Here is a 22234-nt window from a genome sequence, read left to right as displayed (position 1 = left end):
CTCCGTTTCTTTAATCAAGGTAAATGTGCTGCGGCTGCGCGTGGCTTAAAAACTGATGATGGGATATCGCCCAGCCGTAAGCGCCTGCATAAGGAAATAACACAATGTCCCCGACACGCACCCGCTCGATATAGCTGTCACGCGCCAGCACATCTTTAGGCGTACACAACTCGCCGGCTATCGTTACCCGGCTGTCAGACAGCTGCGGACGTTCAAAGGAATAGGGCCAGCTATCCACCGCTATAATGCGGAACGGATGGCTGTGCTGCCATGATGCCGGCAGGCGAAAATGGTGCGTACCGCCGCGCAGCAGGGCGAAGCGGCTGCCATGATTATTTTTCACCTCGGCTACCTCAGCCGCGTAATAGCCGCAAGAAGCGACAATGTAGCGGCCGCATTCAAATACGAGCTTGACGCCAGAGGCACATAGCGGAGCAATCTGCTCCCGCAGCCCGTCCGTGAACCGTTCCCACTCGAATTGGCGCAGCAAATCCGCATAATTGACGCCAATTCCACCGCCTACATTGAGGTAAGCGATGTTCAGATGAAACTGCTGCGTCCACTCCGCAGCACGGCGGCAATAAAAGGCGAGCAGCTCCAAATGCCGATCGACGCTCAAATTATTCGATAGCGAATGGAAATGAAAACCGTCGATTTTGATATGGCTTAACGTGCGCGACAGCTCCAGCAGTTCGGGAATTTGCTGCTCGTCATTGCCGAACTGCGATTTCCGTCCCGCCATTACGAGCTTTGCATCCGGCAAAGGAATGCTCACATTTACGCGCAGCAGCACCGTCATGATTTCCCCGCGCCTAGCGGCAAGCTCATTCAATCGCAGCAGCTCATGCCTGCTTTCCACATGAATATGGCGAACCTTTCGCTCCATAGCCTCCATCAGCGCTTCATCGGTTTTGACGGGACCTCCATAAATAACCGGAATGGTAGCATCCACCTCGCGCGCTTTGCGGATTTCGCCTGCGGAAGCTGTCTCAAACCCATGAACATAAGGAGCAAGCGCTCCTATAATAGGCGCCTCGGAGTTTGCCTTCAGCGCATAAAACAGCTGGCAGAAGTCCGGCAGGCTGGCGGTCAGGCGGCTAATATGCGAGCGAAGCTCCGCCAAATTGTACAAATATGCGCAATAGGGCTGATCGGCATGCTCCTGCTTATCCGACATTACCCGCTTCAGCACGGTGGCAGCAATAGGCCCGTCCCTGCGCTCCGCCACCGCATAAAGCGGATTCGGCACCGTGACATAGGACGGATTTTCGCCGCGCTGGCTGAACCAGCTGGACAAATTCGCTTTGGCTGGCAGCTGGGGCGTTTGAAATAAATCGGTCATATACGGTTCAGCCTCACTGAGCCATGAAGAACGGCGAAGCGTATGATGAACGGTTTGCCACAGCGCCAATTCCTCCACATCCAGCGAATAAGCAATAGCATGAATGAGATGGCCGAAATGGTTGACCAGCACATAATATTTAAATCGATCCCATGCCTGCTTGTCTGCATAAAGCGCCGGATGGCCCTGCGGCAGTGTAAAGGTAGTCTTACCAATTGAGCTGTGCCCACGTGCTGCGTAACTGGACTTCCTCCCGGAAGCTGGCTGTCCATGCCGCTCTTCGCTAAGGCTAGTCCCTTCCAAATCCCGGACGTAAAAACGTGCCGGCCAGCCCCGCTCCAATGCCACAAGTGAGTTTTGCACATGTGCTTCCATGCTGACTCCATGCTCTGCAAATAGCCAAATCAGCGGCACCAGTGATATTTCTACATACTGCTCCAGCCATTTCTGGGCAAAGGAAAGATCAGGTGCCGCCTGCCGAGACTCTGCAGCAAGCTGGATGAAAGCACCTATTGGCGCAGACTTCGGTTCTGCTCCCTCCTCAAGCAGCGCGGCGACTACTAGCGGGCTAGCCGCTTCTTCAGGCTCATCCCCCGACGTCATATAAGCCGGATTGCGGCGGAACACGACGCCGAAGCTCGCAGCCAGCTCCGCCGCTTCTGTTGCGCTTATAGCAGACTCTAATGATTCAGATGGCACATCCTCCAGCAAATTGATCGTCTGGTAGCCTTCTTCAAGGATAATATGGAACGTTTCTCCAAACGGACTGCTTTGCTCCAGCTGCGCGAGAATTCGGCTTGCCTCAATCGTTCTTACCAACTGCTCTGTTGGATTATTTCTCACAAAATGAGTAATTCGCACTTGCAGCGGCAGCTTGATCATATAAGGGCTTTGCACATCCCAAACCGTGCGCACAGATGAGGTTGGTACCACTTCATTCCCCAGCGGGCCCAAATGCACAAGCCCGCCTTGCTCCATAAGCCGCTCGACCACAGGCAAGCGGAGCAAATACGCCGCCTGCCAAGGATGAACAGGCAGAAGAACGTAATGCTGCCGAGCAGCAGGCAGCAGCTTCAGCGCGGCAAGGCGCACCTTCTCAGGGGTAACCGAATCGCCTTTCTCGCCCAATGCTTGATCTCCAATCCACTGCTGCTGCACGAGCTCCGGCTCAGCGGCAAAATAATGCAGCGTAAACGCAGCGCCAAGCTCGGGCGCGTAGCGGACTTTATCGTCCGCCGTAAAACCCTGCGAGCTTTTCGGAGCAGGATGGAACGGATGGCCCTGCAGCATCGACTGCTCTGCCAGCCGAATTCGCCCGCTGCCATACGTCCTCGCAAGCTGGCTCCCGCCACTGCCTGACTGCTCTAGGAAATGGCTCATATTGCTCAACGAGCTGGAGATTTGCGCCAGAAACGCCTCTTCTTTGCTTGCATCTCGGCTTCCGCTCGCAAGCGAGAGCTCGGCTACCATAATGGCCGCTAGCCCAGTTGCACCATCCAGCCTGCTAAACGGGGCATGACGGGCAGCTCTTCCTGTTCCCTCCACCAGCCATAGCGAGTCGCCATATTTATGATGGCCCATCGCCGATAGCCAGCGAATAGAGCCAACAATTGCGGAACGGGAATGGGGCAGCTCCAGCATAAATGCCCCAAGCCCACCTTCACGAGCGATCGCCGCATGAAGCTCCATCGGCAGCTGCTGTTCCTCATGAAGAAGCGGTCGAAAATGTCCCGCTTCCCGCATATATGCATTGAGCAGCCGCTCCACATGCGCTTGCTCCGCTATTGAAGGCGGAGCCGCGATTGTTTTCCGCTCACTCATGGCATCACCCTGCAGATGGCGCGGCCTGCTCAGCGCCAAACAATTCCAGCTCGCTGCCAATGCCCGCCTCTCTCGCCTTCCGATAAATTTCTGCGGCGCTGGCAATGTCCTCAATGGCCATGCCCATTGGATTCAGCACGATAATTTCCTCATCATTCTCGCGCCCCGGCTTCCGGCCAGTGACCAGCTCGCCCAGCTCGCCATACAGCTGCTCGCGCGAGTAATTGCCCTCCGTGACGAGCTGGTGAATAATTTTTTTCTCCCGGTTTGCCTGCTGCCAATCGTCAACGACGATTTTGTCCGCACGGAGAAAAACATCCTTTTGCAAATCCATTATCGAAATATTGCTGATGAAAGCGCCTTTTTGCAGCCATTCGAATGGAATGTACGGCTGGTCGGCTACGGTGCAGGTTACGATCACTTCGCCGCTGCGAACAGCCTCTTCCGCACTTCCCATAACTGTAATGTTCACATGGTTGAAGCGCTCGCGAAGGCGTTCGGCGAAACGCTCCGCCGCCGCTGCATTCAAATCATAAAGCTGCAGCGTCTTTATAGCTGGAAACTGCTCAAGCATCGCCTGCATCTGCATACCGGCAATCGCGCCACAGCCGATGCAGCTTAAAGCAGCAAAATGCTTTTTCGCCAAATAACGGGCGCCAATAACGGTAACGGCTGCGGTACGCATGCCGCTAATCAAGCTCGCCTCCAGTATTGCTACCGGATAATTGCTCTGTGGATCGTTCAGCACAATGACGCCGCTGGCCCGCTCAGCGCCAAGCCGTGATGGATTGTCATGCTTGCTTCCGATCCATTTAATGCCGGATACCGGCTCGTTTCCGCCCAAATGTGCTGGCATAGCGATAATCCGGTCGGCAATATGCCCGCTCTGTTCATTGACGCGCAAATAGGGTTTTAGCGGCTGTACAAAATCCCCCTCCGCATGCAGCGCAAGTGCCCGGCTGACCGCCTGCACATACAGCTCTGACGAATCGCCTCCCGCCCGGCGAATATCCTCGCGGTTCAAATACAGCATTTTATTCATACTAGTGCTCCTCCTGTTTGTTCAAGCATACTGACCCAATCGTCGTTATAAATCGTATCCATGTAACGGTCCCCGCGATCGGGGAATACGGTAACAATCGTCGAGGACGGAGAAATAGACGGCAGCAGCTTGCCTAACGCGGCTATGATCGACCCCGTAGAGCCCCCGGCAAAAATCCCCTCTTGTCCAAGCAGCTGCTGGCATCCGGCTACCGATTCCAAATCGCGCACATAGATGACCTCATCGATTTCCTCCCTGCTGAGCAGCTCCGGCACGCGGCTTGCGCCAATGCCAGGAATTTCTCTCGAGCCCGGCTGGCCGCCGAAAATAACGGAGCCTGCCGCATCCACTGCGATTACTTTCATATGAGGATTCGTCTCGCGCAGCCGCCGGGCAAAGCCCAAAATACTGCCGGTCGTGCTGACCGCACAAACCAAATAGTCAATTTTTTCATCGATTTGCTCTAAAATTTCGCTCGCCGCAGTAGAATAGTAGGCTTTCCAGTTCCACTCATTGGCATATTGATTGATCCAGTAGGAATCCTGAATTTGGCCCAGCAGCTCATTGACCCGCTGAATCCGCGTTTTGAGATAGCCGCCCTGCTCATCCTTGACGGTAACCATATCAATGTTGGCACCCAAGCTTTTAATAATTTGCAAATTCGTTTTTGATATTTTGGGATCGACGACACAGGTAAGCTTCAGCCCCTTAATCTTCGCAACCATCGCCAGCCCGATGCCGAGATTGCCGGAAGTGCTTTCGATTAAATGCGTATTCGGCCCGATTAAGCCGCTCTCGAAGCCCTGCTCAATCATATACAGTGCGGATCGATCCTTCATGCTTCCGCCCGGATTCATCATCTCCAGCTTGGCGAACAGCCGGACGCTTGAGTCTGGAAAAATTCTTTTCAGCCGGACGAGCGGCGTTCCGCCCACACAATCTACTACTGAAGTCACTCCTGCCTCTTGCCTGCGCACCGTATTCACATTCATCTTGTTCACACTCCTGTTTCTCTCATTTGATATAGCGGATTGACGACTGAATGATTGCGGATCACATGCTCGCCGAACAGCCTGCGCCTCGTTAACTGCCCGACTTCTATCGTTTCAGCAAATAGATCATAGCGCTCTGCCTTATGCAGACCGAATGCGCTCAAATAGCTATGGATCGGCGCCGCAGCGGCTTGCCAAAACTCTGTCTCCTCTAGCCCGTAATGCTCCTCCAGAACGAGACAAAGGTCAGCCAGCATAATTTGCAAAAAAGAATCCATCAGAAAATTCCGAATCTTTTGAACATTATTCGTTTCCATTGGCGACGTGCTGTAGCTGTTAGGATGCAGCGGATCGGAGTCCAGCAAATGCTCAGGTCTCGATTCCTCCTCGCCATCGCGAGTATGGAAACGCACGCCGCCAGGCAAATCCCGAAGCGCAATCCGCGAAGGCACGCCTTGCTTGTGAATGAGCACTAAATTTTGACCATGCGATTCCATTGCAATGCCATGCTCGAACAGCAGATGAATGAGCGGCAGCATGCTGGCTGCAAGCAGCTTGTCCAGCCAGCTTCGAAGTCCTTCGCGCTGCACCCAGCTGTCGATAAAAGGCTTGCCGTCTGCGCCAATATGGCATAAAACGGTGAACGGAGCTGCTTCCTCTCCCTCCTCCAAGTGGACATACACACTCTCGCGCCATATAGCGCCAAGCGTTCCATAGCCGGCGGCCCGCACAGGGCCTGGCAATAAATTGTAGCGGAAGGAGACGCCCGCATGCTCCTTAAGCAGCACAAGCTTAAGCTCATCGTGCAAATAGCGGTCACTAGCCACAATGCTTTCAAGCCAATCCGATAAAATCGGCGCATTCGTCACATGATGCGTTCCGAGAAGGCGTACAGCGGATGTATTGACGATGCTGATCGCGGTTTTGACATTATTTTTGAGCCGGTTATTGCGGTTGGACAACGAACGGATCGACTGCTGCGGAGAATAATGATCCCCTTCTTCGCCGAGCACAACCATACGCCCACTGGCCATGAAGCGGAAATATAGTGGAGCGATTTTCTCCCGCCACTGCCAGGGGTGAACCGGGACGAACGTAAATTCCGCTGCCGCAAGCCCCTGCCGCTCCAGCTTTTGTACAAACCGGGCAACGGTCTCCTCGCCAAGCTCATCGGCAATATGCTTCGTCCATGAACGATCCTTGGATACGGCGAAAATCAGATCCTCCTTATGGACCGCTAGCCAGACTAGCTGGAAGCGTCCATGAAATTCTGGGCCATACCGCGCGTTATCCTCCAATTGAAAGCCGATTCGCGATTTAAAGCACGGATGATACGGATGGGCCTCGATGACGTCGCCTTCCAAATCCGCCAGCTCCCGGCTGCCGCTAACCGGATGCAGCAGGCGATGACTGCGGGCAGCAGCTTCCTTGACCAGCGTCTGCTCAATCTCCTGCGTGAAGCGTTCCAGGTAACGCGGCTCCTCTACCATCGCAGAAACGATTTCCTGCAAAAATAATGCAATATCCTCGGCCTCCTGCCCGAGTCCATCCTGATGCTCCGCTGCCTGTCTATACAGCAGCTGGTTGGTTAAGCGAAGCTTGCCAAAGCTCAGCTTGCGCCGGAATGCACAGCGATAATAGACGGGACGCCCTTCGGCATCCGTTCCCGTGATCGTTATTTCTTCCGCTCCATCAGCAGCGATGCGGCTGTCGTAAGCAATCATCTGCTCATACAGCAGCGCCTCCAGCAGTTGGCGAAATACGCGCCGCCGCGCTGGCGGATAAGCCTCCGAATGGACAATCTCCTCTATTCCCGCCTCGGGCTGCGTCAGCTCAAGTGCCTTCATTTCTTGTTCTCCTCCTCTATGAAGTCCGATTGATCACGCCCAGCTTCGCGGTTAGCTTTACGGTTACTGTCACTGTCACGGTAGCCAGCTAATGCATTCGCAATCCAGTGGTCCCGCTCTCCGCCATCTCCTCGCAGCCTGCGGGCGGCAAGCAGCCCGACGAAGACGCGATTTTCAAACAGATTATAGGCCCCAAACTGCTCTGCAAGCTGCGGAAAATCCCGTTCATACTCGCCGATCGCATCCGCAACCGCCTGCCAAAAATGCTGCTCCGCGAATGAATAATGCTTGTTCAAAAACAACGCAAGCTCCGCCAAATTCACAAAAAACAAAGCGTTATGCACAACGTCCCGAACCTCATGCTTCACATCCGTTTCCGGCAAGGCCGCGGAGTCCGCATTTTCTCCGTTATAAAACAATACGCCGCCGGAAAAGTCCTTTACGGCTAGCCGCGACGGTACGCCGCTGCGATGCAGCAGCACAAGATTTTGCGCGTGCGCTTCAACTGCGGCTCCATGTGCGAACAACAGATGGAGCAGCGGACGCAAAACAACGTCGAGCAATTGACGGAGCCATACCTCTACTCCTGACGCTTGCACCCATGGCGCGATAAAGGGCTGCCCGTCTCGCCTAACATGGCATAGCGCCGTGAATGGTACCGCCTGCTCACCTTGATCTACATAGAGATGGACGCTGTCCCGCCATAAGGCGCAAAGGGTTCCTTCTGCCCGCCCGCGCACTGATTCTGGGAGCCGTTCATAACGGTAAGAAATGCCGAGCCGCTCCTGCAATAAAATGAGCCGCAGCGTTTCGCTCAAATAACGATCCCCCGCCACCATAGCCGCAAGACGGCTTGAGGATCTCGGACCGTTCCTTGCATGCCGCGGACTAATCGTCCGCATTGATGAAGTATTGCGGATGCTTAGCGGCAATTTAATCGACAGCCCTTTAAGCTCTGTGCGGTTAGCTAAAGTACGAATGGATTGTTGGGGCGAGTAGAGGTGGCGGCTTTCGCCTAATACGACGATTTTCCCTAAAGCGATCTCTAGGAAAAATAGTCCAGAGAGCACCTCCCGCCACTGCCATGGATGTACAGGCATATATACATAATCCTTCGGTTTGCTGCCTTTCTGCTCCAGACGCTGCTCCCACTCCGTGAGCAATTCCACGCCAGCGTCCGCACGGATAAGCTCTCGTCCATCTATCCCTTCGGATGCCGTCACTTCCACATCCTCACGCCAGACAGCGAGCCAGAGCAGCCGAAATTGCGGATGAAATTCCGGACTGTATGCCTCATTATCAGCCATCGTAAAGCCGATTCTCGACTTGAAGCATGGATGGTACGGGTGCCCTTCCAGCACATCTCCCTCTAGCTCGTCGTAGCTGCGGCTGCCGCCCCGTTTATTGCTCTCCTCCTCGCTTATCCACTGCAAAGCAGCCGCTTCCTTCAGCAGTGTCTGCTCAAGTTCAGCGGCAAAGGCGCTGATCTGGCTAGGTGCCTCAGCAAGTGAGCGAGCCATTTCCTCCAGAAAGAGGGCAATATCTTGCGCCTCTTCCTGCCTTCCATCCTGAAGGCGAGTTATGATGCTGTTCGTCAGCTTTATTTTTCCAAAACTTAGCATTTTTCTGCCTTGGCAGCTATAATGGACCGGCCGCTCTTGATCATCGCGACCGAAAATAAGTATTTCCAGCTGGCCGTCCCGCTGCTCTGTGCATGTGAAAGCGGGTAGCCTTTCAAATACGAGCGCTTCAATCAGTTGGGTGAACACCCGCCTTCTCGCCCTCTGAAAAGCCTGTGAGCTTGCCAGTTCGCCTATTGCTGCCTTATTCGCGTAAGCCATTCCCGTTTGAAGCACCTCCTGGAATTTTTAATTGATTTTCATTATCAATGATATCGGCAACGACTGTGACCGTCCATGTAGCATTTTGTCCGATTTTACCAATTGCTGTTGAACCAAGGTGAAACGGATGTCGCCGTCCTTTGGTGGCGCAGCGCGTTTCAGTCCGAGAAATATAAGTCCTATTTATAAGCTACAACTTATAAATTCTTATATTTGCAAAAAAAAAAGCAGGAACCTGGATGAGCTCCAGCATTCCTGCTTTATTAAACTTAAGCCTGTACCCGAGCCTGCTTATTCTGCGGTTGGCTCGGAATGATTTGTTTTCGGCGGGCGGTTTTTGCCGCGATATGGCGATTTCTGGCGCTGCGGCTGAGCCGGCGACCCTTCATTGCTTTCAGCGGAAGCGGCAATTTCCTTGCTTGCCGCAAGTCCTCTCGGCGGCTTCTTGCCGCCGCTGCGATCAGCACGTTCTCCGCCCCCGCCATTGCCGCCATTCGGCCGGTAGCTGCGGCGCTCACGCTGCTTGCTTCCGCTGCGCTGCGAAGAATCCTCGCTGCGATTGGCAGAGCTGCCGCGTGAATGATGACTATGGCCTTGCTGGGTTGGCTTCTGGCTCTGATTCAGAGCGCGTGCTTCGCCAGGAGACTTGGCTGCCGGAGCAGCAGCCTGCACAACTTGGCCGTCTTCCTCCTGCCCCACCGACTGAAAAGCCTCCTCCAGCGCCGTGAACAGCTTGTCGTTGAGATCAGCCGTCAGCGCATCCTCCTCGTCCACTTCCTCAAGCTCGGGAGACTGCTTCACGCTTCCGGTCTTCTCCAGCACAAAGTAAGGGCAGCCGAAGTTGCAATATTCATTAATGTAATCCGATGCATAAGAGAACATCGTATCACGAGTTGACTTCATATGGTTGTCTTTAAAAAAACCTTTCAAGCGCAGCTGGCTATAGCCCCAGTCGCCCACGATATAATCATACCGCTCCAGCACCTCGCTGTAGCGGGCACGAAAGGCCTCTTGATTCCAGCCATTTCTGTTCTCATGAACAAGCTCATAAATTTTACCACCGATTTGAATCAAGACGACTTCCCACCTCTCGAAGCTTCAGTTCAAGCTTTATACGTTGCTCAGCTCGCGCTCCTCAGCGGCGACAGCGGAATCCGTCTGCTCATGCGCATGATAAGAGCTGCGAACGAGCGGGCCAGACTCGACATGCCGGAATCCGCGCTTCAATCCTTCTTCCTTCAAAGCGGCGAATTCATCTGGATGCACGTAGCGAACTAGCGGCAGATGGTTTGGCGTTGGCTGCAAATATTGGCCTAAAGTCAAAATATTGCAATCCACAGCACGCAAATCATCCATCGTTTTCAAAATCTCTTCAAATGTTTCGCCAAGGCCTAGCATAATGCTCGACTTCGTCGGAATTTTCGGATTCATCGCCTTCGCGCGTTTGAGAAGCTCCAGTGAACGGGCATATTTGGCCCGGGCACGCACGCGGTCAGAAAGGCGCTCTACCGTTTCAATATTATGGTTCAAAATATCCGGCTTTGCATCCATGACCACTTGAAGCGCAGCTTCATTGCCAAGGAAGTCCGGAATGAGCACCTCGACGCGGCAAAACATAACGCGCTCGCGGATGGCTTGAATCGTTCCGGCAAAAATGGATGCGCCGCCGTCCTTCAAATCATCACGCGCTACGGATGTTACGACGCAGTGGCGCAGCCCCATCTGCTCAGCTGCTTCAGCAACGCGTTCCGGCTCCTGTGTATCAAGCTCCGTCGGCATACCTGTCTTCACCGCGCAGAAGCGACAAGCCCTCGTACAAATGTCACCTAATATCATAAAGGTTGCTGTACGATTCGCCCAGCATTCATAAATATTTGGACAACGCGCTTCCTCGCATACCGTATGCAGCGTCTTGGTGCGCATCATGTCTTTTATTTCGGCGTAATTGCCGTCAGTCGTTAATTTAATGCGAAGCCAATCGGGCTTCGGCAGTTTTTCTGTTTGTTTGGTTGGTTTCATCCGGCATCCCTGCTTTCACTCCATTTAACAAGGTCGTATCTTCAAACGCTCTAATGGTCCCGTCTCAAGATAAGCCCTGGCCGTATCACTTTCGCTATTATAGCATGTTTCTTCCCTATGTAGCACGTTATCGCACATTAGATTCATTCGAATTTCAGATAAAAGCCATACAGATTTACGATGGATGACGAGTGTGCATGCTTCGCATAAAAACCAATGATTTGCAAAACCTAACCATCAAGCCATACAGCTACAGAAAGGATGGACAGCTTGAAACAGACCGTGCGATTTGCAGCAGCACTCACACTATCCGCCTGCCTATTAACCGGGCACTCCGGGCAAGTCCTTGCGGCGTCCCGACCTGCAGAGCATCAGGATGAAAGCCTTTTGCCAGTCCATTCCGCGCAGACCACGCCAAAAGCTGCCGAAGTGTTCGCTACCCGGCAAACGTTGTACGACAAATTAAGCTTGATGACGGGCATATCCTGGCCCCAGCTTGCCGCTATTGATCAATATGAGCGCACGCTGTCCAGCGCACGCCCCAAAACGCGGCCGCTTCTAGGCCAAACCGTTGGCGTCTTTATTGAAGAGGATCAATGGAGCGGCCTGCTGAATCCGAATAAAGCCGACGTATCGCCGCTTTCCATTCGCTGGTTCAACGGCATTGGCCGGGACGGCGATGGCGACGGGCAAGCGGAACGCAACAATGATTTTGATTTGCTGTATGCGATCGCTAGCAAAATTTTGCAGCATGGAACGACTGAGGACGATTTGGCTATCGGACTATGGGAATATTATCATAACAGCCGATCTGTCCAGCGCATCCAGCAGTTTACGCGCATTTATGAAACGTTTGGGCGACTAGATCTATTTGAGCATGCTTTTCCGCTGCCAGTCGGTAATAACTATTCTTATAAAAGCACTTGGGGCAACGCCCGCAGCTGGGGCGGCAGACGCAGCCACGAAGGCACCGATCTGTTTGCTGGCTACGGCCTCTCGGTCAAAAGCACCTGCTACGGCATTGTCGAGGTGATGGGCTGGAACCCGTTTGGCGGCTGGCGCATTGGCATCCGTGATCTCAACAATTATTACCATTATTACGCACACCTATCCGGGTTCGATAAATCGCTCGCCGCCGGAACGGTGGTCAAGCCGGGGCAAGTGATCGGCTGGGTTGGAAGCTCCGGCTATGGCAAGCCGGGAACCCAGGGCAAATTCCCGCCCCATCTTCATTACGGCATTTACCGTGACCGCGGCCTGATCGAATGGTCCTTCGACCCGTATCCGCTGCTTAAAGCATGGGAGCGCGAGGAACTGCGGCGATCAAGGTGAAACGGCTGTCGCCTTCTTTGGCGAGCGGTGCGTTTCATTCCGAGAAATATAGAGAAAGGATTGCGTTAGGATATGCTTTCTCTATATTTTGAAAAATGGGTAAATAGCAGTCCAGCTCCACTATGTACCGCTAATTGCTGGCCTCTGGCTGGCGACTAGCGGTTTTTTTTCATGGATAGCAGCCTTCATTTTTCGTGAGCAGCCTGATTTAATGATGACAAACATGTTGTCACTAATGGCATGCTATACTGGGTTAAAAAGGGAGGGAGGCCACGTTTGAAAAGGAATGATCGCCTCATTGCCATTATGATGGCTTTGCAGCAGCGGCCCGAGACAGCGCAGGCTTTGGCCAGCAAGCTTGAAGTATCCAAGCGAACGATTCTTCGCGATATGCAGGCGCTGGCCGAGATGGGAATACCGCTATATGCCCTATCGGGACCTGCGGGAGGCTTCCGATTAATGGAGGGCTATAAGCTGCCGCCGCTGCATTTCGATTCACAGGAAGCGCTCGCTGTGTTGTTTTCGCTGAATGCCATGACCAAAATGGCCGACACCCCTTTTAACCAAGCACGTTTTACAGCTATTGATAAAATTCGAGCCACGATGCCGGAGCATATTTTGCAGCATATAGAGCCGATCCTGGATCGTTTGGAGATTGCCATTCCCGATCGGAATTACAAAACGCCGCTGCTGGAGGAACTGCTGAAATATGCAGGAACGTCGATCTGGATTCGCGCCTTCTACCGCTCCGAGCAGCATCAAAGGTCGCTTGAGCTGCTGCCCCTTCGGCTCTACACAGCCCATGGCTTCTGGTATTGTGAAGCTTATTCCGTCGTGCATGAGGAACAGCGAACGTTCCGCGTCGACCGTTTTGTGGAATTGGAGCCCATTGAGCCGCCACTAGCGGCTTTCGCGTACTTGGATAAGGCTGCACCTGCTGAAAATAACGCCGTGAAGCTCGTACACATCGCTGCCCAATTAACGTACAGGGGAGCTTTGCTCGCTGAGCAGGACCCCCACTTTGGACAGCTGGTCAAGCAGGTCGACAGCCAGCTTTGGAAGCTTGAGATGGATTTGCCCATGTCCGAATGGGATTGGGCCGTTCAGTTTTTCACCTATATCGGCATGGATGCCGAAGTGACAGAACCGCCGGAGCTGCGGGCAGCTATCTATCAACGAGTATGCCAGCTCGCTGCCCGCTATGAGCAGCAATAAAAAAATAATCGACCAAACAAGGAGACGATACATGATGTCAGGAACATTTGCAGTTAGAGATCATTTGCTGGAGGAGCTGGAGCTGTCCGTTCGGACAAGCTGCACCTTAATTGCCCAAATTCAGCCAACCCAGTGGGACTTTCGCCCGCAGGACAATATGCGTTCGCTGATGGAGCTCGTTCATCATTTGGTGGCTATTCCCGCTACCGATCTTGCTATTTTGCAGGAAAGGACAGAGCAGGAAGTTGCAGAGGTTGAAAATGGAGCCGCTGGCATCACCAGCCCGGACGAGCTGATTCAGCGTTTTCAAGCTAACCTTGAATTGTTCAAGCAGTATATCCTTTCCTTAAGCGAGGATGAGCTGCTGACTAAATCTTCTAAAGCTTATTATTTGGAGCATGGCATGGTTCAGGTCAAATGGCTGATTGAGGTCACTACCCATACGTTCCATCACCGTTCGCAGCTTTACAACTACTTGAAGCAAAACGGGCATGACTTGAATTTCTTCATGCTGTACATGTAATTCAGCTACTAACTAAAAAATCATGAATGAGCCACTGAGGCGACAATTGCATCAGTGGCTTTCCTTTTTTCAGCTTCCGTATTGCAGGCTCCTTGCTTCTGCTTCTAATGCTCGCTCTCATTCTCTGCACTCGGCGCAGGCAGCACCGGTGCATCAAGCTGCTCCTCCAGCATGCTGCCGTCCGATGGCTGCGTCACTCCGCTTCCTTTTGACAGCGGCAGAGCAATATTAGGGGCTCCAGGGGCAGAGCTGCCAACTGGATTGCCTTTGTTGTCGTAATAATACATCGGGACGTCGCCAACGACGAGCAAATAGGAAATCGGAATTTCCGTCTCCACCATTTGCGGCTCCGTTTCGAACGGAATAATGATGGCAACCTCCGCGACAATATGAATATACACCTCAATTAAAATCATATTGATGCCTGCATTTTGCTGGCGTGTGCTGAGATCTACTTTAACCGCGCCGACTGGCTCAAACTTGACGGGAACACGAGGACCATAAGACGCGATAAGCGGACTGCCCAGCGCATTGCCAATAGGGATATGCTCGGGAATTTCCTTAAGATGCTCAAGCGTCGATTGCACCGTTTCAATCGTCTGCGCCCTAATTTTCGTATGCTCGTTATAGTTCAGCATAAACCCCGATACTTTGCCATTGCTGTTCATTTTCCAATCGACCAGCTTCTCGAACTCGGACTGGCTGGACACCTGCTCCGTCGTCGCTTTATTAATTGCCTGCGTTGCTACTTGCTTAATTCGCAGCTGGGCAACCTTAGTAAGCGGCTCGCGCAAATGCCTATCTACGTATATAAAAGACTGAATGCCGCCAATGAGCAGCGTTAGCACAATGATGACCGCCCATATTTTGAGCTTTCGCATGGGCGATTTCGGCTTTGAGCCCCAGCTTCCCCCGCCGGACGACTGTGACTGCCCAGGCTGAAAGGCATCATAAGCAGTTGGCCTGGAAGCCGTACGCCCTGACGGCGATTTTGCTACAAAACCGCTAGAGCTGCTGCCTTTGCCAAACAGCGGCTTGCCCATTCCCCAGCTTTTGGGGCGACTCTTGCCGGAGCTAGGACGGCTTCCGCTGCCCCAGCTTTTGCGCCGGCCCATGCTTGCGCCAGTCAGCTTGCCGCTGCCCCAGCCTTTGGGGCGGCTAATGCCTGCGCCAGTTAGTTTGCCATTTCCCCAGCTTTTGCCGCTGCGGCTGCCTGAATTTTCGCTAACGCTTCCACGACTGCTCCAGCTCACTGTCTTCACCCGCCGCAGCGGCAGTCCAGGCCAGGATAGCTTGCGATTGCGGTTCAACAGCTGAAGCAGTCCCCATTTTCGCCCCCATCTTGCCATGCTTCTATCGCCTCCCGCCATAAGGATCGTCCCACTCCGTATTCAAGCTTATGCTTGGCTAGGCAAAAAAAGAAGAAGACCCTTCCACCAGCCTTGCCCTTGCTAAAAAGCTTGATTGTTCAGGTTATAGCTTTCATCCTGACGGTGAAGCCTATATAATGGAGGAACTTATGGTGCAATTGGATTGGAGGCTGGTACCCATGTTCACCTATCGGGAGAAGCTGTATATGCTGAAGACGCTGAAGCAAAACAAAGCCAAACGTTTATTCGGCTTGCGGAAGCTGCCGCCTGAGCATCAGGCTCTCGTCGACAAGCTGGAGCAAATGGTACGCAACGAGCAGGTCAACAAGGCGCATTTGTAGCCAGCGCCCTTTACGCTAAAGTAAAATGGATTCAACGATGGAGGAAATTATGCTAACTTTTGAACAAAAGCTTGAAATCATTACGTCCTTTCCCGAGCTGGAGCGCAGCGATGTGTCGCTCGGACGCGTTAATTTTCAATATGCAGGCAGCGTATACGACCGCAAAAATGTCGTTTACCACCTTCATCCAAACGGCAATGGCTTTGTTTACGCCGCCCTGCTGGACGGCTATGACATCGACGACAAGGGCCTTGTCAACATTCGCAGCCTGGATGAATCCGAGCTTCGCACATTGATTGCCGAAGCGATCAAATCGCTATCGTTCAAGCCTGAAGTGCCGCTTACCAGAGCACAGCGCAGAAGACAAAAGGCCAATTCCGATCAGCAATGGGCTAACGATGACGCGCAGACGCTTCAAGTGAGATTCGAGGAAGATACTTGGATGATTTACGACGGCATGAATTTGGAGATGGCCTTCGAAACCTACGAAGAGGCTGTCGAGTATTTGGAAGAGGAAGGCTTTTCGCGGGAATAGCCGCCTGCCTGTCCTGCCGTTTTCTTTTTCAAATAAGCTACAAAAAGCACCTCCAGCAATGTTGGAGGTATTTTTTGTCTTATTCATTTAAAGAAATATTGCTAAACAATTCAGATAAATCCTTCTGAAAATCCGGCTATTTCTGACAATTTTAGAGGTGGTTTTATGCTTTTTGAAAACGAGACAGGCTACCGTATTCCAATTTACATAACAAAAATGAATATAGATGATGTAAAAGGAATGCGGCCAAACTGGACACCAGGTTTTAACTGGCGATTGTACTTTCAGATGGGTAATGTGGAAGTGTATAAAATCTGTGTCGTCGGCTCTGATCAAATAGAGGGTGCCATAGCATTAGAAAATCGTGGCGACCATGAATGGATACACTTAATTGAAAAGGCTCCTCATAATCGTGGGGTGAGAGAAAAATATAAATACGTGGCCCACCATCTCTTTGCTTATGCTGCTCAGCGACATATTGAGCAAGGTGGAGACGGATTTGTAGCTTACGAAGCAAAAAGTGGACTTATTCATCATTACGTCAATGAATATGGCGCAGTCTCTATGGGCAGTAGTCGTATGTTTATTCCTAATGTTGCTGGGCATAACCTGATTAGGTTATACTTGAATTAAAGGTGGTGGATTTCAAATGAACAGTAGCAACTATGTAAAAAGCTCTGGCAGAGGACGCACAGATGTAGCAGACACTCGTTTTAATGTTTATGAAGTCTCCCCGACTATACCCGGACCGAAAGACGAACAACGCGATAAAGAAGTTAGCGAAGCCATTGAAGAGTGGAAAAATTTGAATAGCAATCGTGAAAAGCTCCGCCAATAGGCGGAGCTTTTTTACAACAAAAAACTATATTTTTCTAACCCAGATCATCTTATTAATACGCCTCAAGCTCGCGCTTTGGCAGCATTCGCACGTATTTATCTGACAAGCCCATCAGCTTCATAATATAATCATAATCGCTGCGGTATTGCTCAAAATTCGTAACCGGCTCCATCGTATCAAGCGATACGGCAGTGCCGTCCTCAAAGCCTTTGCCGGGAACGAACAAAATATCATTGTTGAAAAATGATCCGCTCGGCAAATAATAACGCATCCCGAGCACGTTTCGATCAATGTTCAGCAGATCATGGCCAAACAGCGTAGCACCCGATTCCTCCGGCTTAAGACCAAGCAAATTAGCAATCGTCGGCATCATATCCAGCTGTCCGCCGACCTGCTCGACTACCTGCCCTTTGCCGCCTTTGGCGCCGCCTGGAACATGGACGATAAACGGAATATTAAAACGGCTGAGCCGCGCATCATACGTCATGCCAAGCTCCGTCTTAAATTGCTCTGGATCGATTTTGTCAGGCTGCAGACCGAAATGGTCGCCGTACATAACCAGCACCGTATTGTCCCACAATCCCTGCTCCTTAAGCTTGCTAATCAATGTACCGATGGCATAATCGGTATAATGAATCGCCGTCAAATAGTCGCCTAGCTGAGTGCCTGCAAGTGAATCCGGCAGCGTTAGCGTTACGCGATCTGCTGGCACTTTAAAGGGAAAATGGCTGGAAGCTGTAACGAACTGCGCATAAAACGGCTGCTTCATTTCTGCAAGCTTTTGGACCCCGACCCGATAAAGCTCCTCATCCGACGCGCCAAAATCATTAAAATGGTCATCTGTATAATAAGGCTTATCATAATAAGCATCAAAACCAAGCGCTGGATACAGCTTATCGCGATCCCAGAACGTCACATTATTAATATGGAAGGTAGCTGTATCATAGCCTTTCTCCTGTAACAGCTTCGGGAGGCTTGGGAACGCCCGGTCCCCGTAGCCTTTGGACATTGCTTCGCTCCCAACCGGATAGATCGACGTATTCGACATAAATTCGGCATCCGACGTATTGCCCTGACCGATTTGCTGATACACATGAGGAAAATAATAGCCCTCATCCGCCAGCTGATTGAGAGTCGGCGTAATTTCTTGGCCGTCCACCTTAAGATGAATCGGGAATTTTTGGAAAGCTTCCATTTGCAGCACAATGAGATTTTTACCTGCTGCCGTACCAAATTGCACAGGCTGCTTCGCCGCTAGCTTGCCTTTCGCATCCTTATTTGCTCCAGCCTCAGCATAAGGATAGCTCGCTTGGAGCTTATTAATTTCAGCTATCGTTTCTGACAGACTGCCGGTTTCGGTCTCAATGGCTTCCGTGCTGGCCTGCCAAGCGGCAGATGCCTGAAAGCCGATAAAACCGAGATTTTTAGCCCGCTCCAGCTCATTAGCAATCGACTGATCCATATAAACCTGGCGGCTGAGAAACGATGTACTGACGATCAGCACGACAAGCAGCACCGATACTCGGCCCATACGTTTGTATTCATACACTTTCCGCGTGCGAAAGCGCCTCACCGCATATACCGCCAGCCAAATGGCCACATCAAGAAAATAAGTAAAATAGACAGGCTGGATTAGCGTCTGAACGCTTGCCCGTACTTGACCGACTTGATTAATCGATTTCAACACATTATACGTCGGCACCGAGCCGTAATAGTCAAAATAAACCGTCGAGGCAAACAGCAGCAGCGACAGCACCGCATTAACGAGTAAAAAAAGAGCGCCTTTGCGCTTGCCGGGGGCAATCAGCTCGAACAGTAATAATACGCCTAGCAAGCCTAGGCCGTCCATCGCCACATCTCTAATCGTAATCGTATCAAAAATAAAATAGCGAAATAAAGCCAGCTTGATCAGCAGCGCTGCATAAACAAGCAAAAAAGGCGACCGCTGCTTATTTTCCCCAAATAGCTGTTGTTGCATAAGCCTCACTCACTCTCTCGCATTCCACGTTAATATAATCAAGGTGAATATTTAAAAAAAAGAAGCCATCAACACGTGATGGCCGCTTCCTGAATGATAATTGTTAAGATTATATTAACGCATTTGCGTGTTGAATGAAAGAGGAGGTTCTTTCCGATTATTCCTCTTCATTCTTTCTGCTGCTTCATTAAGCAGTAATGGCTTGTAATTTTTCATTTTTGCCAGTCTGGCGATAAAAATACAGGAAGGTCAAGGCGAGCGCAATAATCGCAAAAATGCCTAAAAGCATCATTTGTTCGCGCATAACCCCAAAATCCCCGCTTGCCACAATCGCTTTGAAGCCGATAATGCTGTGTGTCATTGGCAGCCAAGGGTTCACCTTCTGCATCCAGTCCGGCAGCATCTCCAGCGGAAACGTTCCTGCGCTTGAAGTGAGCTGCAAGATCATTAGCACGATGACCGCAAAGCGGCCCGGGTTGTCAAGCCATGTGACGAGCATTTGGACAATCCATGTAAAGGTCAAGCTTGTAATAATCGTGAATAGGAAAAATAATGGCTTGCTATGAACTTCGAGCTTGAGGCCGTATAGCAGAACCGTGTCGGCAATGACCGACTGCACGAGACTGACCATCGTAAACGTCATCGTCCGGCTGACAAAACGCTGCATAGGTGTAGCACTGGCAATGCCAGACTCTCTCAAAGAGAACACGGTAGTAAACACGAGAGCTCCCATAAACAGCGCCAGTGATAGGAAATAAGGCGTAATGCCCAGCCCATAATGGCTTAGCTTATGATCGGTGTTTTCCGTAATTTTGACTGGAGCAGCAAACATGCTAACCGTGCTGTCTCCTGACTGCACTTCTGACGATTTACTAGCCGCTTCATTTAATTGGCTTGCAAGCTCGCCCGATCCGTCAACAAGCTTCACGGAGCCGTCGGCCAGTTGGCCTGCGCCATCGTCAAGCTTCTTCGAGCCGTCGGCCAATTCGCTAACGCCGCCGTTCAGCTTGCCAAGCCCTGTTTGCAGCTTGGCAGCGCCAGCCTGTAGACTTGAAGCCCCTTCTGCTGTTTTCTGGCCGCCGGCCGCAGCTTCCTTCATCTTGGTGCTGAAGGTATGCAGCCCTTGAGCCAGCTCCTGCTGTCCGCTGCTAAGCTTAGCTGCACCATCCAGCAGCTGCTTCTGCGCCTTTGCAAGCTCCGTGCTGCCCGTCAGCAATTGCTTCTGTCCGTCATGCAGCTGCTCGCTGCCGGACGCCACCTGGCGGCTTGCAGCCAGCAGCTTTGCCAGCTGCTCATTGCTCTGCAGCTCCGGGCTGCTTGCCACGAGCTGCTCCAAACCATCAGCGACCTGGCTTGCGCCGGCCGCAACCTGCGCGCTGGCCTTCTCCGAAGCCGTCAGGCCAGCGGACAGCTTCCCGCTTCCTGCGCTTGCCGCTTGCAAGCCAGCTTCAAGCTTCGCAGCGCCATCGCCTGCGCTGCTTGCCCCAGCGCCGAGCTTGGCAGCGGCCGCAGACAGCTCACTGAGCCCGCTCGACAAAGTCGCGGTTCCCGACTTCAGCGTGCCTGCGCCTTTGGCAAGGTCGCCCGCGCCACTCGCGAGCTGCTTCACACCTACCTGAACGTCCGCTGTGCCGCTCGCCAGCTTGTTCAAATTCGTTTTCAGCGTCGTAATGCCTTCGCCCAGCTTGCCAGCCCCATCTTGCAGCTCCGTTGCACCGGAGCCTGCTTTTCCAAGCCCATCGGAAATTTTATCGATTTGCTCAAACATGCTGCGCGTGTAGGCTTCCGTGATTTGCACGGTCAGCTTCGACTTCAGCTCTTTCATTGCCGTGCTGCCGATTTGTGCGCCTACAAAGTTATAATCGCTATTCGGTTCAAAAATAATTTCCGCCTGCTTCGGCTCAGCCTCTGTCAGCGTCGCCGCATCCTGCGAAAACTGCTCAGGAATCGTTATCGTCATATAATAATGATTATTGCTCATGCCGGTCTTTGCCTGATCCTGCGTAACGAATGACCAGCTAAAGTCAGTATTTCCCCCCAGCTCATCGACGAAATCCTCGCCAATATGCAGCTGCTTGCCTTCATAGTCTGCCCCTTGGTCAAGATTAACAACCGCTACCGGCAGCTTGCTCGTCTGTCCGTAAGGGTCCCACGAGCCTTCTACTAGAAAGCTGCTATACAGCATTGGCAGCAGAGCAACCCCCGCTAACGTCAGCAGCACCATCGGCTTCTCGCCGAGCAGCTTGATTTCCTTCCAAAACACTTGAAATACACCCATCGCGAACACGTCCTTTTTCAATATGCTGATCTATGCTGCTTATATGTTGAACCAATGACCATTTCGGTATATTGGTCAGTTTTTTTCAAAAAAATAGGCATCGCCGTCTTGCTCTGACTTTGCCCATTACTTCACCGGATCGGCGACAATGCCATATGCGATGAAGGAAAGCATATTTTGTTTAATCTCATCCTTGCTAAGCGGCTCGCTCAGCTTATTCCAATCGGACGTCAATCCAATGTACAGCCGAAAAATCATAAACGCGGCAATCGCCGGATTGCAAGGCTTCACCTCGCCATTATCAATCGCCCGTTCAAGCTGCTGCTTCAGAAAATCCAGCGCGAACTGTTCCATTCGGCGAATGCCATCAAGCGCCTGCACCGTTCCAATGTCTCGAACCTCCTGCGAAAGCTTCACTGCCAGCTCATGGTCGGAGCGGAAATCGAGAATCGAATCAAGCACATTAAACAAATTGTCGCTAAAAGCCGCGTCCTGCTTCGTCCCCTCACACATAATGCTTTGCAGCTCTGCAAAGGCTTTGCCAAGTATTTCCTCAAACAGCTCTTCCTTCGTTTTGAAAAAGGTGTAAATCGTCCCTTTGCCTACATTTGCGATTTTCGAAACAAGATCCATCGTCGTCGCCTTATAGCCAAACTGTGCAAACGACTGCGCCGCCGCTTCCAAAATCAATGTTTTGCGATCAACCGCCATCCCCATAACCTCCCTTGCAAAAAGCGTTACAACCGTTTATTGCTCAACTTAATGATCAAAATTGACTAAAATTCATTTTTGGTCAATTGGTCATAAGTTAATTTAACACACAGCGATGCAAAAGTACAATCTTTTTTTCATGCGTTTTTTCAAGCATTATTTCTTGAATCATTTCCTTGCATTTCGCCGCCATTGCACAGTCCCAAGGG

The 22234-nt window shown here is 51.8% G+C and carries 18 protein-coding genes; 7 read left to right on the top strand and 11 right to left on the bottom strand.

The genetic code is table 11. The features are described from left to right. Window positions 1–10 precede the first annotated feature (10 nt). From ASF12_RS34060 to lipA, 7 genes are all read right to left on the bottom strand, one after another. The gene (locus ASF12_RS34060; RefSeq protein ID WP_081419065.1) at window positions 11–3163 is read right to left on the bottom strand and encodes an IucA/IucC family protein; all 3153 of its coding nucleotides are present in this window, start codon (window positions 3161–3163) and stop codon (window positions 11–13) included. Window positions 3164–3167: 4 nt separating this feature from the next. Next, the gene (gene sbnB, locus ASF12_RS26560; protein ID WP_056041218.1) at window positions 3168–4205 is read right to left on the bottom strand and encodes a 2,3-diaminopropionate biosynthesis protein SbnB; all 1038 of its coding nucleotides are present in this window, start codon (window positions 4203–4205) and stop codon (window positions 3168–3170) included. Continuing rightward, window positions 4202–5197, bottom strand: a complete 996-nt coding sequence (gene sbnA, locus ASF12_RS26555; protein WP_056041216.1) for a 2,3-diaminopropionate biosynthesis protein SbnA — start codon at window positions 5195–5197, stop codon at window positions 4202–4204. Before sbnA ends, sbnB begins: the two co-directional genes overlap by 4 nt. Before the next feature lie 5 nt (window positions 5198–5202). Continuing rightward, a complete protein-coding gene (locus ASF12_RS26550; protein WP_056041215.1) occupies window positions 5203–7044 on the bottom strand; it encodes an IucA/IucC family protein in 1842 nt (613 codons plus the stop codon). After that, on the bottom strand, window positions 7041–8885 hold the full coding sequence (locus tag ASF12_RS26545; protein ID WP_056041213.1) for an IucA/IucC family protein: 1845 nt from the start codon (window positions 8883–8885) through the stop codon (window positions 7041–7043). The genes ASF12_RS26550 and ASF12_RS26545 overlap by 4 nt, the downstream gene beginning before the upstream one ends. Window positions 8886–9176: 291 nt before the next feature. Then, window positions 9177–9959 (bottom strand): YutD family protein, encoded by a 783-nt coding sequence (locus ASF12_RS34055; protein ID WP_081419064.1) that lies wholly within the window; start codon window positions 9957–9959, stop codon window positions 9177–9179. 36 nt (window positions 9960–9995) lie between these two features. Beyond that, window positions 9996–10904 carry a lipoyl synthase gene (lipA, locus tag ASF12_RS26535; protein WP_056041212.1) on the bottom strand — a complete coding sequence of 303 codons (909 nt, stop codon included), beginning with the start codon at window positions 10902–10904 and terminating at the stop codon, window positions 9996–9998. Between the two features lie 261 nt (window positions 10905–11165). Between lipA and ASF12_RS26530 the strand changes: the two genes are divergently transcribed. From ASF12_RS26530 to ASF12_RS26520, 3 genes are all read left to right on the top strand, one after another. Next, window positions 11166–12236, top strand: a complete 1071-nt coding sequence (locus ASF12_RS26530; protein WP_056041211.1) for a M23 family metallopeptidase — start codon at window positions 11166–11168, stop codon at window positions 12234–12236. 276 nt (window positions 12237–12512) lie between these two features. After that, window positions 12513–13451 (top strand): helix-turn-helix transcriptional regulator, encoded by a 939-nt coding sequence (locus tag ASF12_RS26525; RefSeq protein WP_063892662.1) that lies wholly within the window; start codon window positions 12513–12515, stop codon window positions 13449–13451. A gap of 34 nt (window positions 13452–13485) precedes the next feature. Then, window positions 13486–13974, top strand: coding sequence for a DinB family protein (locus tag ASF12_RS26520; RefSeq protein ID WP_056041207.1), 489 nt, complete (start codon window positions 13486–13488; stop codon window positions 13972–13974). A gap of 104 nt (window positions 13975–14078) precedes the next feature. Here ASF12_RS26520 and yunB read toward each other — a convergent pair whose 3' ends face one another. Then, on the bottom strand, window positions 14079–15323 hold the full coding sequence (yunB, locus tag ASF12_RS36390) for a sporulation protein YunB (protein WP_327204951.1): 1245 nt from the start codon (window positions 15321–15323) through the stop codon (window positions 14079–14081). Window positions 15324–15493: 170 nt separating this feature from the next. Here yunB and ASF12_RS34755 point away from each other — a divergent pair, with 170 nt between their 5' ends. The 4 genes from ASF12_RS34755 (at window position 15494) to ASF12_RS26500 (ending at window position 17058) form a co-directional block, all read left to right on the top strand. Beyond that, a complete protein-coding gene (locus ASF12_RS34755) occupies window positions 15494–15685 on the top strand; it encodes a hypothetical protein (RefSeq protein WP_150131560.1) in 192 nt (63 codons plus the stop codon). 49 nt (window positions 15686–15734) lie between these two features. Beyond that, window positions 15735–16220 (top strand): hypothetical protein, encoded by a 486-nt coding sequence (locus ASF12_RS26510; protein WP_056041204.1) that lies wholly within the window; start codon window positions 15735–15737, stop codon window positions 16218–16220. Window positions 16221–16385: 165 nt separating this feature from the next. Further along, window positions 16386–16853 (top strand): hypothetical protein, encoded by a 468-nt coding sequence (locus ASF12_RS26505; protein WP_056041202.1) that lies wholly within the window; start codon window positions 16386–16388, stop codon window positions 16851–16853. A 16-nt stretch (window positions 16854–16869) separates the two neighbouring features. Beyond that, window positions 16870–17058 (top strand): hypothetical protein, encoded by a 189-nt coding sequence (locus ASF12_RS26500; RefSeq protein WP_056041200.1) that lies wholly within the window; start codon window positions 16870–16872, stop codon window positions 17056–17058. A 52-nt stretch (window positions 17059–17110) separates the two neighbouring features. Here the strand turns inward: ASF12_RS26500 and ASF12_RS26495 are convergent, their stop codons facing one another. From ASF12_RS26495 to ASF12_RS26485, 3 genes are all read right to left on the bottom strand, one after another. Continuing rightward, a complete protein-coding gene (locus ASF12_RS26495) occupies window positions 17111–19036 on the bottom strand; it encodes an LTA synthase family protein (protein WP_056041198.1) in 1926 nt (641 codons plus the stop codon). Between the two features lie 187 nt (window positions 19037–19223). Next, the gene (locus ASF12_RS26490) at window positions 19224–21314 is read right to left on the bottom strand and encodes a YhgE/Pip domain-containing protein (protein ID WP_056041196.1); all 2091 of its coding nucleotides are present in this window, start codon (window positions 21312–21314) and stop codon (window positions 19224–19226) included. Between the two features lie 126 nt (window positions 21315–21440). Continuing rightward, a complete protein-coding gene (locus ASF12_RS26485) occupies window positions 21441–22025 on the bottom strand; it encodes a TetR/AcrR family transcriptional regulator (RefSeq protein ID WP_056041194.1) in 585 nt (194 codons plus the stop codon). Between the last annotated feature and the right edge of the window lie 209 nt (window positions 22026–22234).

The sequence above is a fragment of the Paenibacillus sp. Leaf72 genome (assembly GCF_001422685.1).
GTDB lineage: Bacteria > Bacillota > Bacilli > Paenibacillales > Paenibacillaceae > Pristimantibacillus.
The sequence above is the reverse complement of the archived record's forward strand: the minus strand, read 5'-3'. Positions and strand labels throughout refer to the sequence as shown.

Bases quoted from the DNA above. Each gene is read 5' to 3' on its own strand.
- ASF12_RS34060 (WP_081419065.1), bottom strand. From the start codon at position 3,163: ATGAGTGAGCGGAAAACAATCGCGGCTCCGCCTTCAATAGCGGAGCAA.
- sbnB (WP_056041218.1), bottom strand. From the start codon at position 4,205: ATGAATAAAATGCTGTATTTGAACCGCGAGGATATTCGCCGGGCGGGA.
- sbnA (WP_056041216.1), bottom strand. From the start codon at position 5,197: ATGAATGTGAATACGGTGCGCAGGCAAGAGGCAGGAGTGACTTCAGTA.
- ASF12_RS26550 (WP_056041215.1), bottom strand. From the start codon at position 7,044: ATGAAGGCACTTGAGCTGACGCAGCCCGAGGCGGGAATAGAGGAGATT.
- ASF12_RS26545 (WP_056041213.1), bottom strand. From the start codon at position 8,885: ATGGCTTACGCGAATAAGGCAGCAATAGGCGAACTGGCAAGCTCACAG.
- lipA (WP_056041212.1), bottom strand. From the start codon at position 10,904: ATGAAACCAACCAAACAAACAGAAAAACTGCCGAAGCCCGATTGGCTT.
- ASF12_RS26530 (WP_056041211.1), top strand. From the start codon at position 11,166: ATGGACAGCTTGAAACAGACCGTGCGATTTGCAGCAGCACTCACACTA.
- ASF12_RS26520 (WP_056041207.1), top strand. From the start codon at position 13,486: ATGTCAGGAACATTTGCAGTTAGAGATCATTTGCTGGAGGAGCTGGAG.
- yunB (WP_327204951.1), bottom strand. From the start codon at position 15,323: ATGGCAAGATGGGGGCGAAAATGGGGACTGCTTCAGCTGTTGAACCGC.
- ASF12_RS34755 (WP_150131560.1), top strand. From the start codon at position 15,494: ATGGTGCAATTGGATTGGAGGCTGGTACCCATGTTCACCTATCGGGAG.
- ASF12_RS26510 (WP_056041204.1), top strand. From the start codon at position 15,735: ATGCTAACTTTTGAACAAAAGCTTGAAATCATTACGTCCTTTCCCGAG.
- ASF12_RS26505 (WP_056041202.1), top strand. From the start codon at position 16,386: ATGCTTTTTGAAAACGAGACAGGCTACCGTATTCCAATTTACATAACA.
- ASF12_RS26500 (WP_056041200.1), top strand. From the start codon at position 16,870: ATGAACAGTAGCAACTATGTAAAAAGCTCTGGCAGAGGACGCACAGAT.
- ASF12_RS26495 (WP_056041198.1), bottom strand. From the start codon at position 19,036: ATGCAACAACAGCTATTTGGGGAAAATAAGCAGCGGTCGCCTTTTTTG.
- ASF12_RS26490 (WP_056041196.1), bottom strand. From the start codon at position 21,314: ATGGGTGTATTTCAAGTGTTTTGGAAGGAAATCAAGCTGCTCGGCGAG.
- ASF12_RS26485 (WP_056041194.1), bottom strand. From the start codon at position 22,025: ATGGCGGTTGATCGCAAAACATTGATTTTGGAAGCGGCGGCGCAGTCG.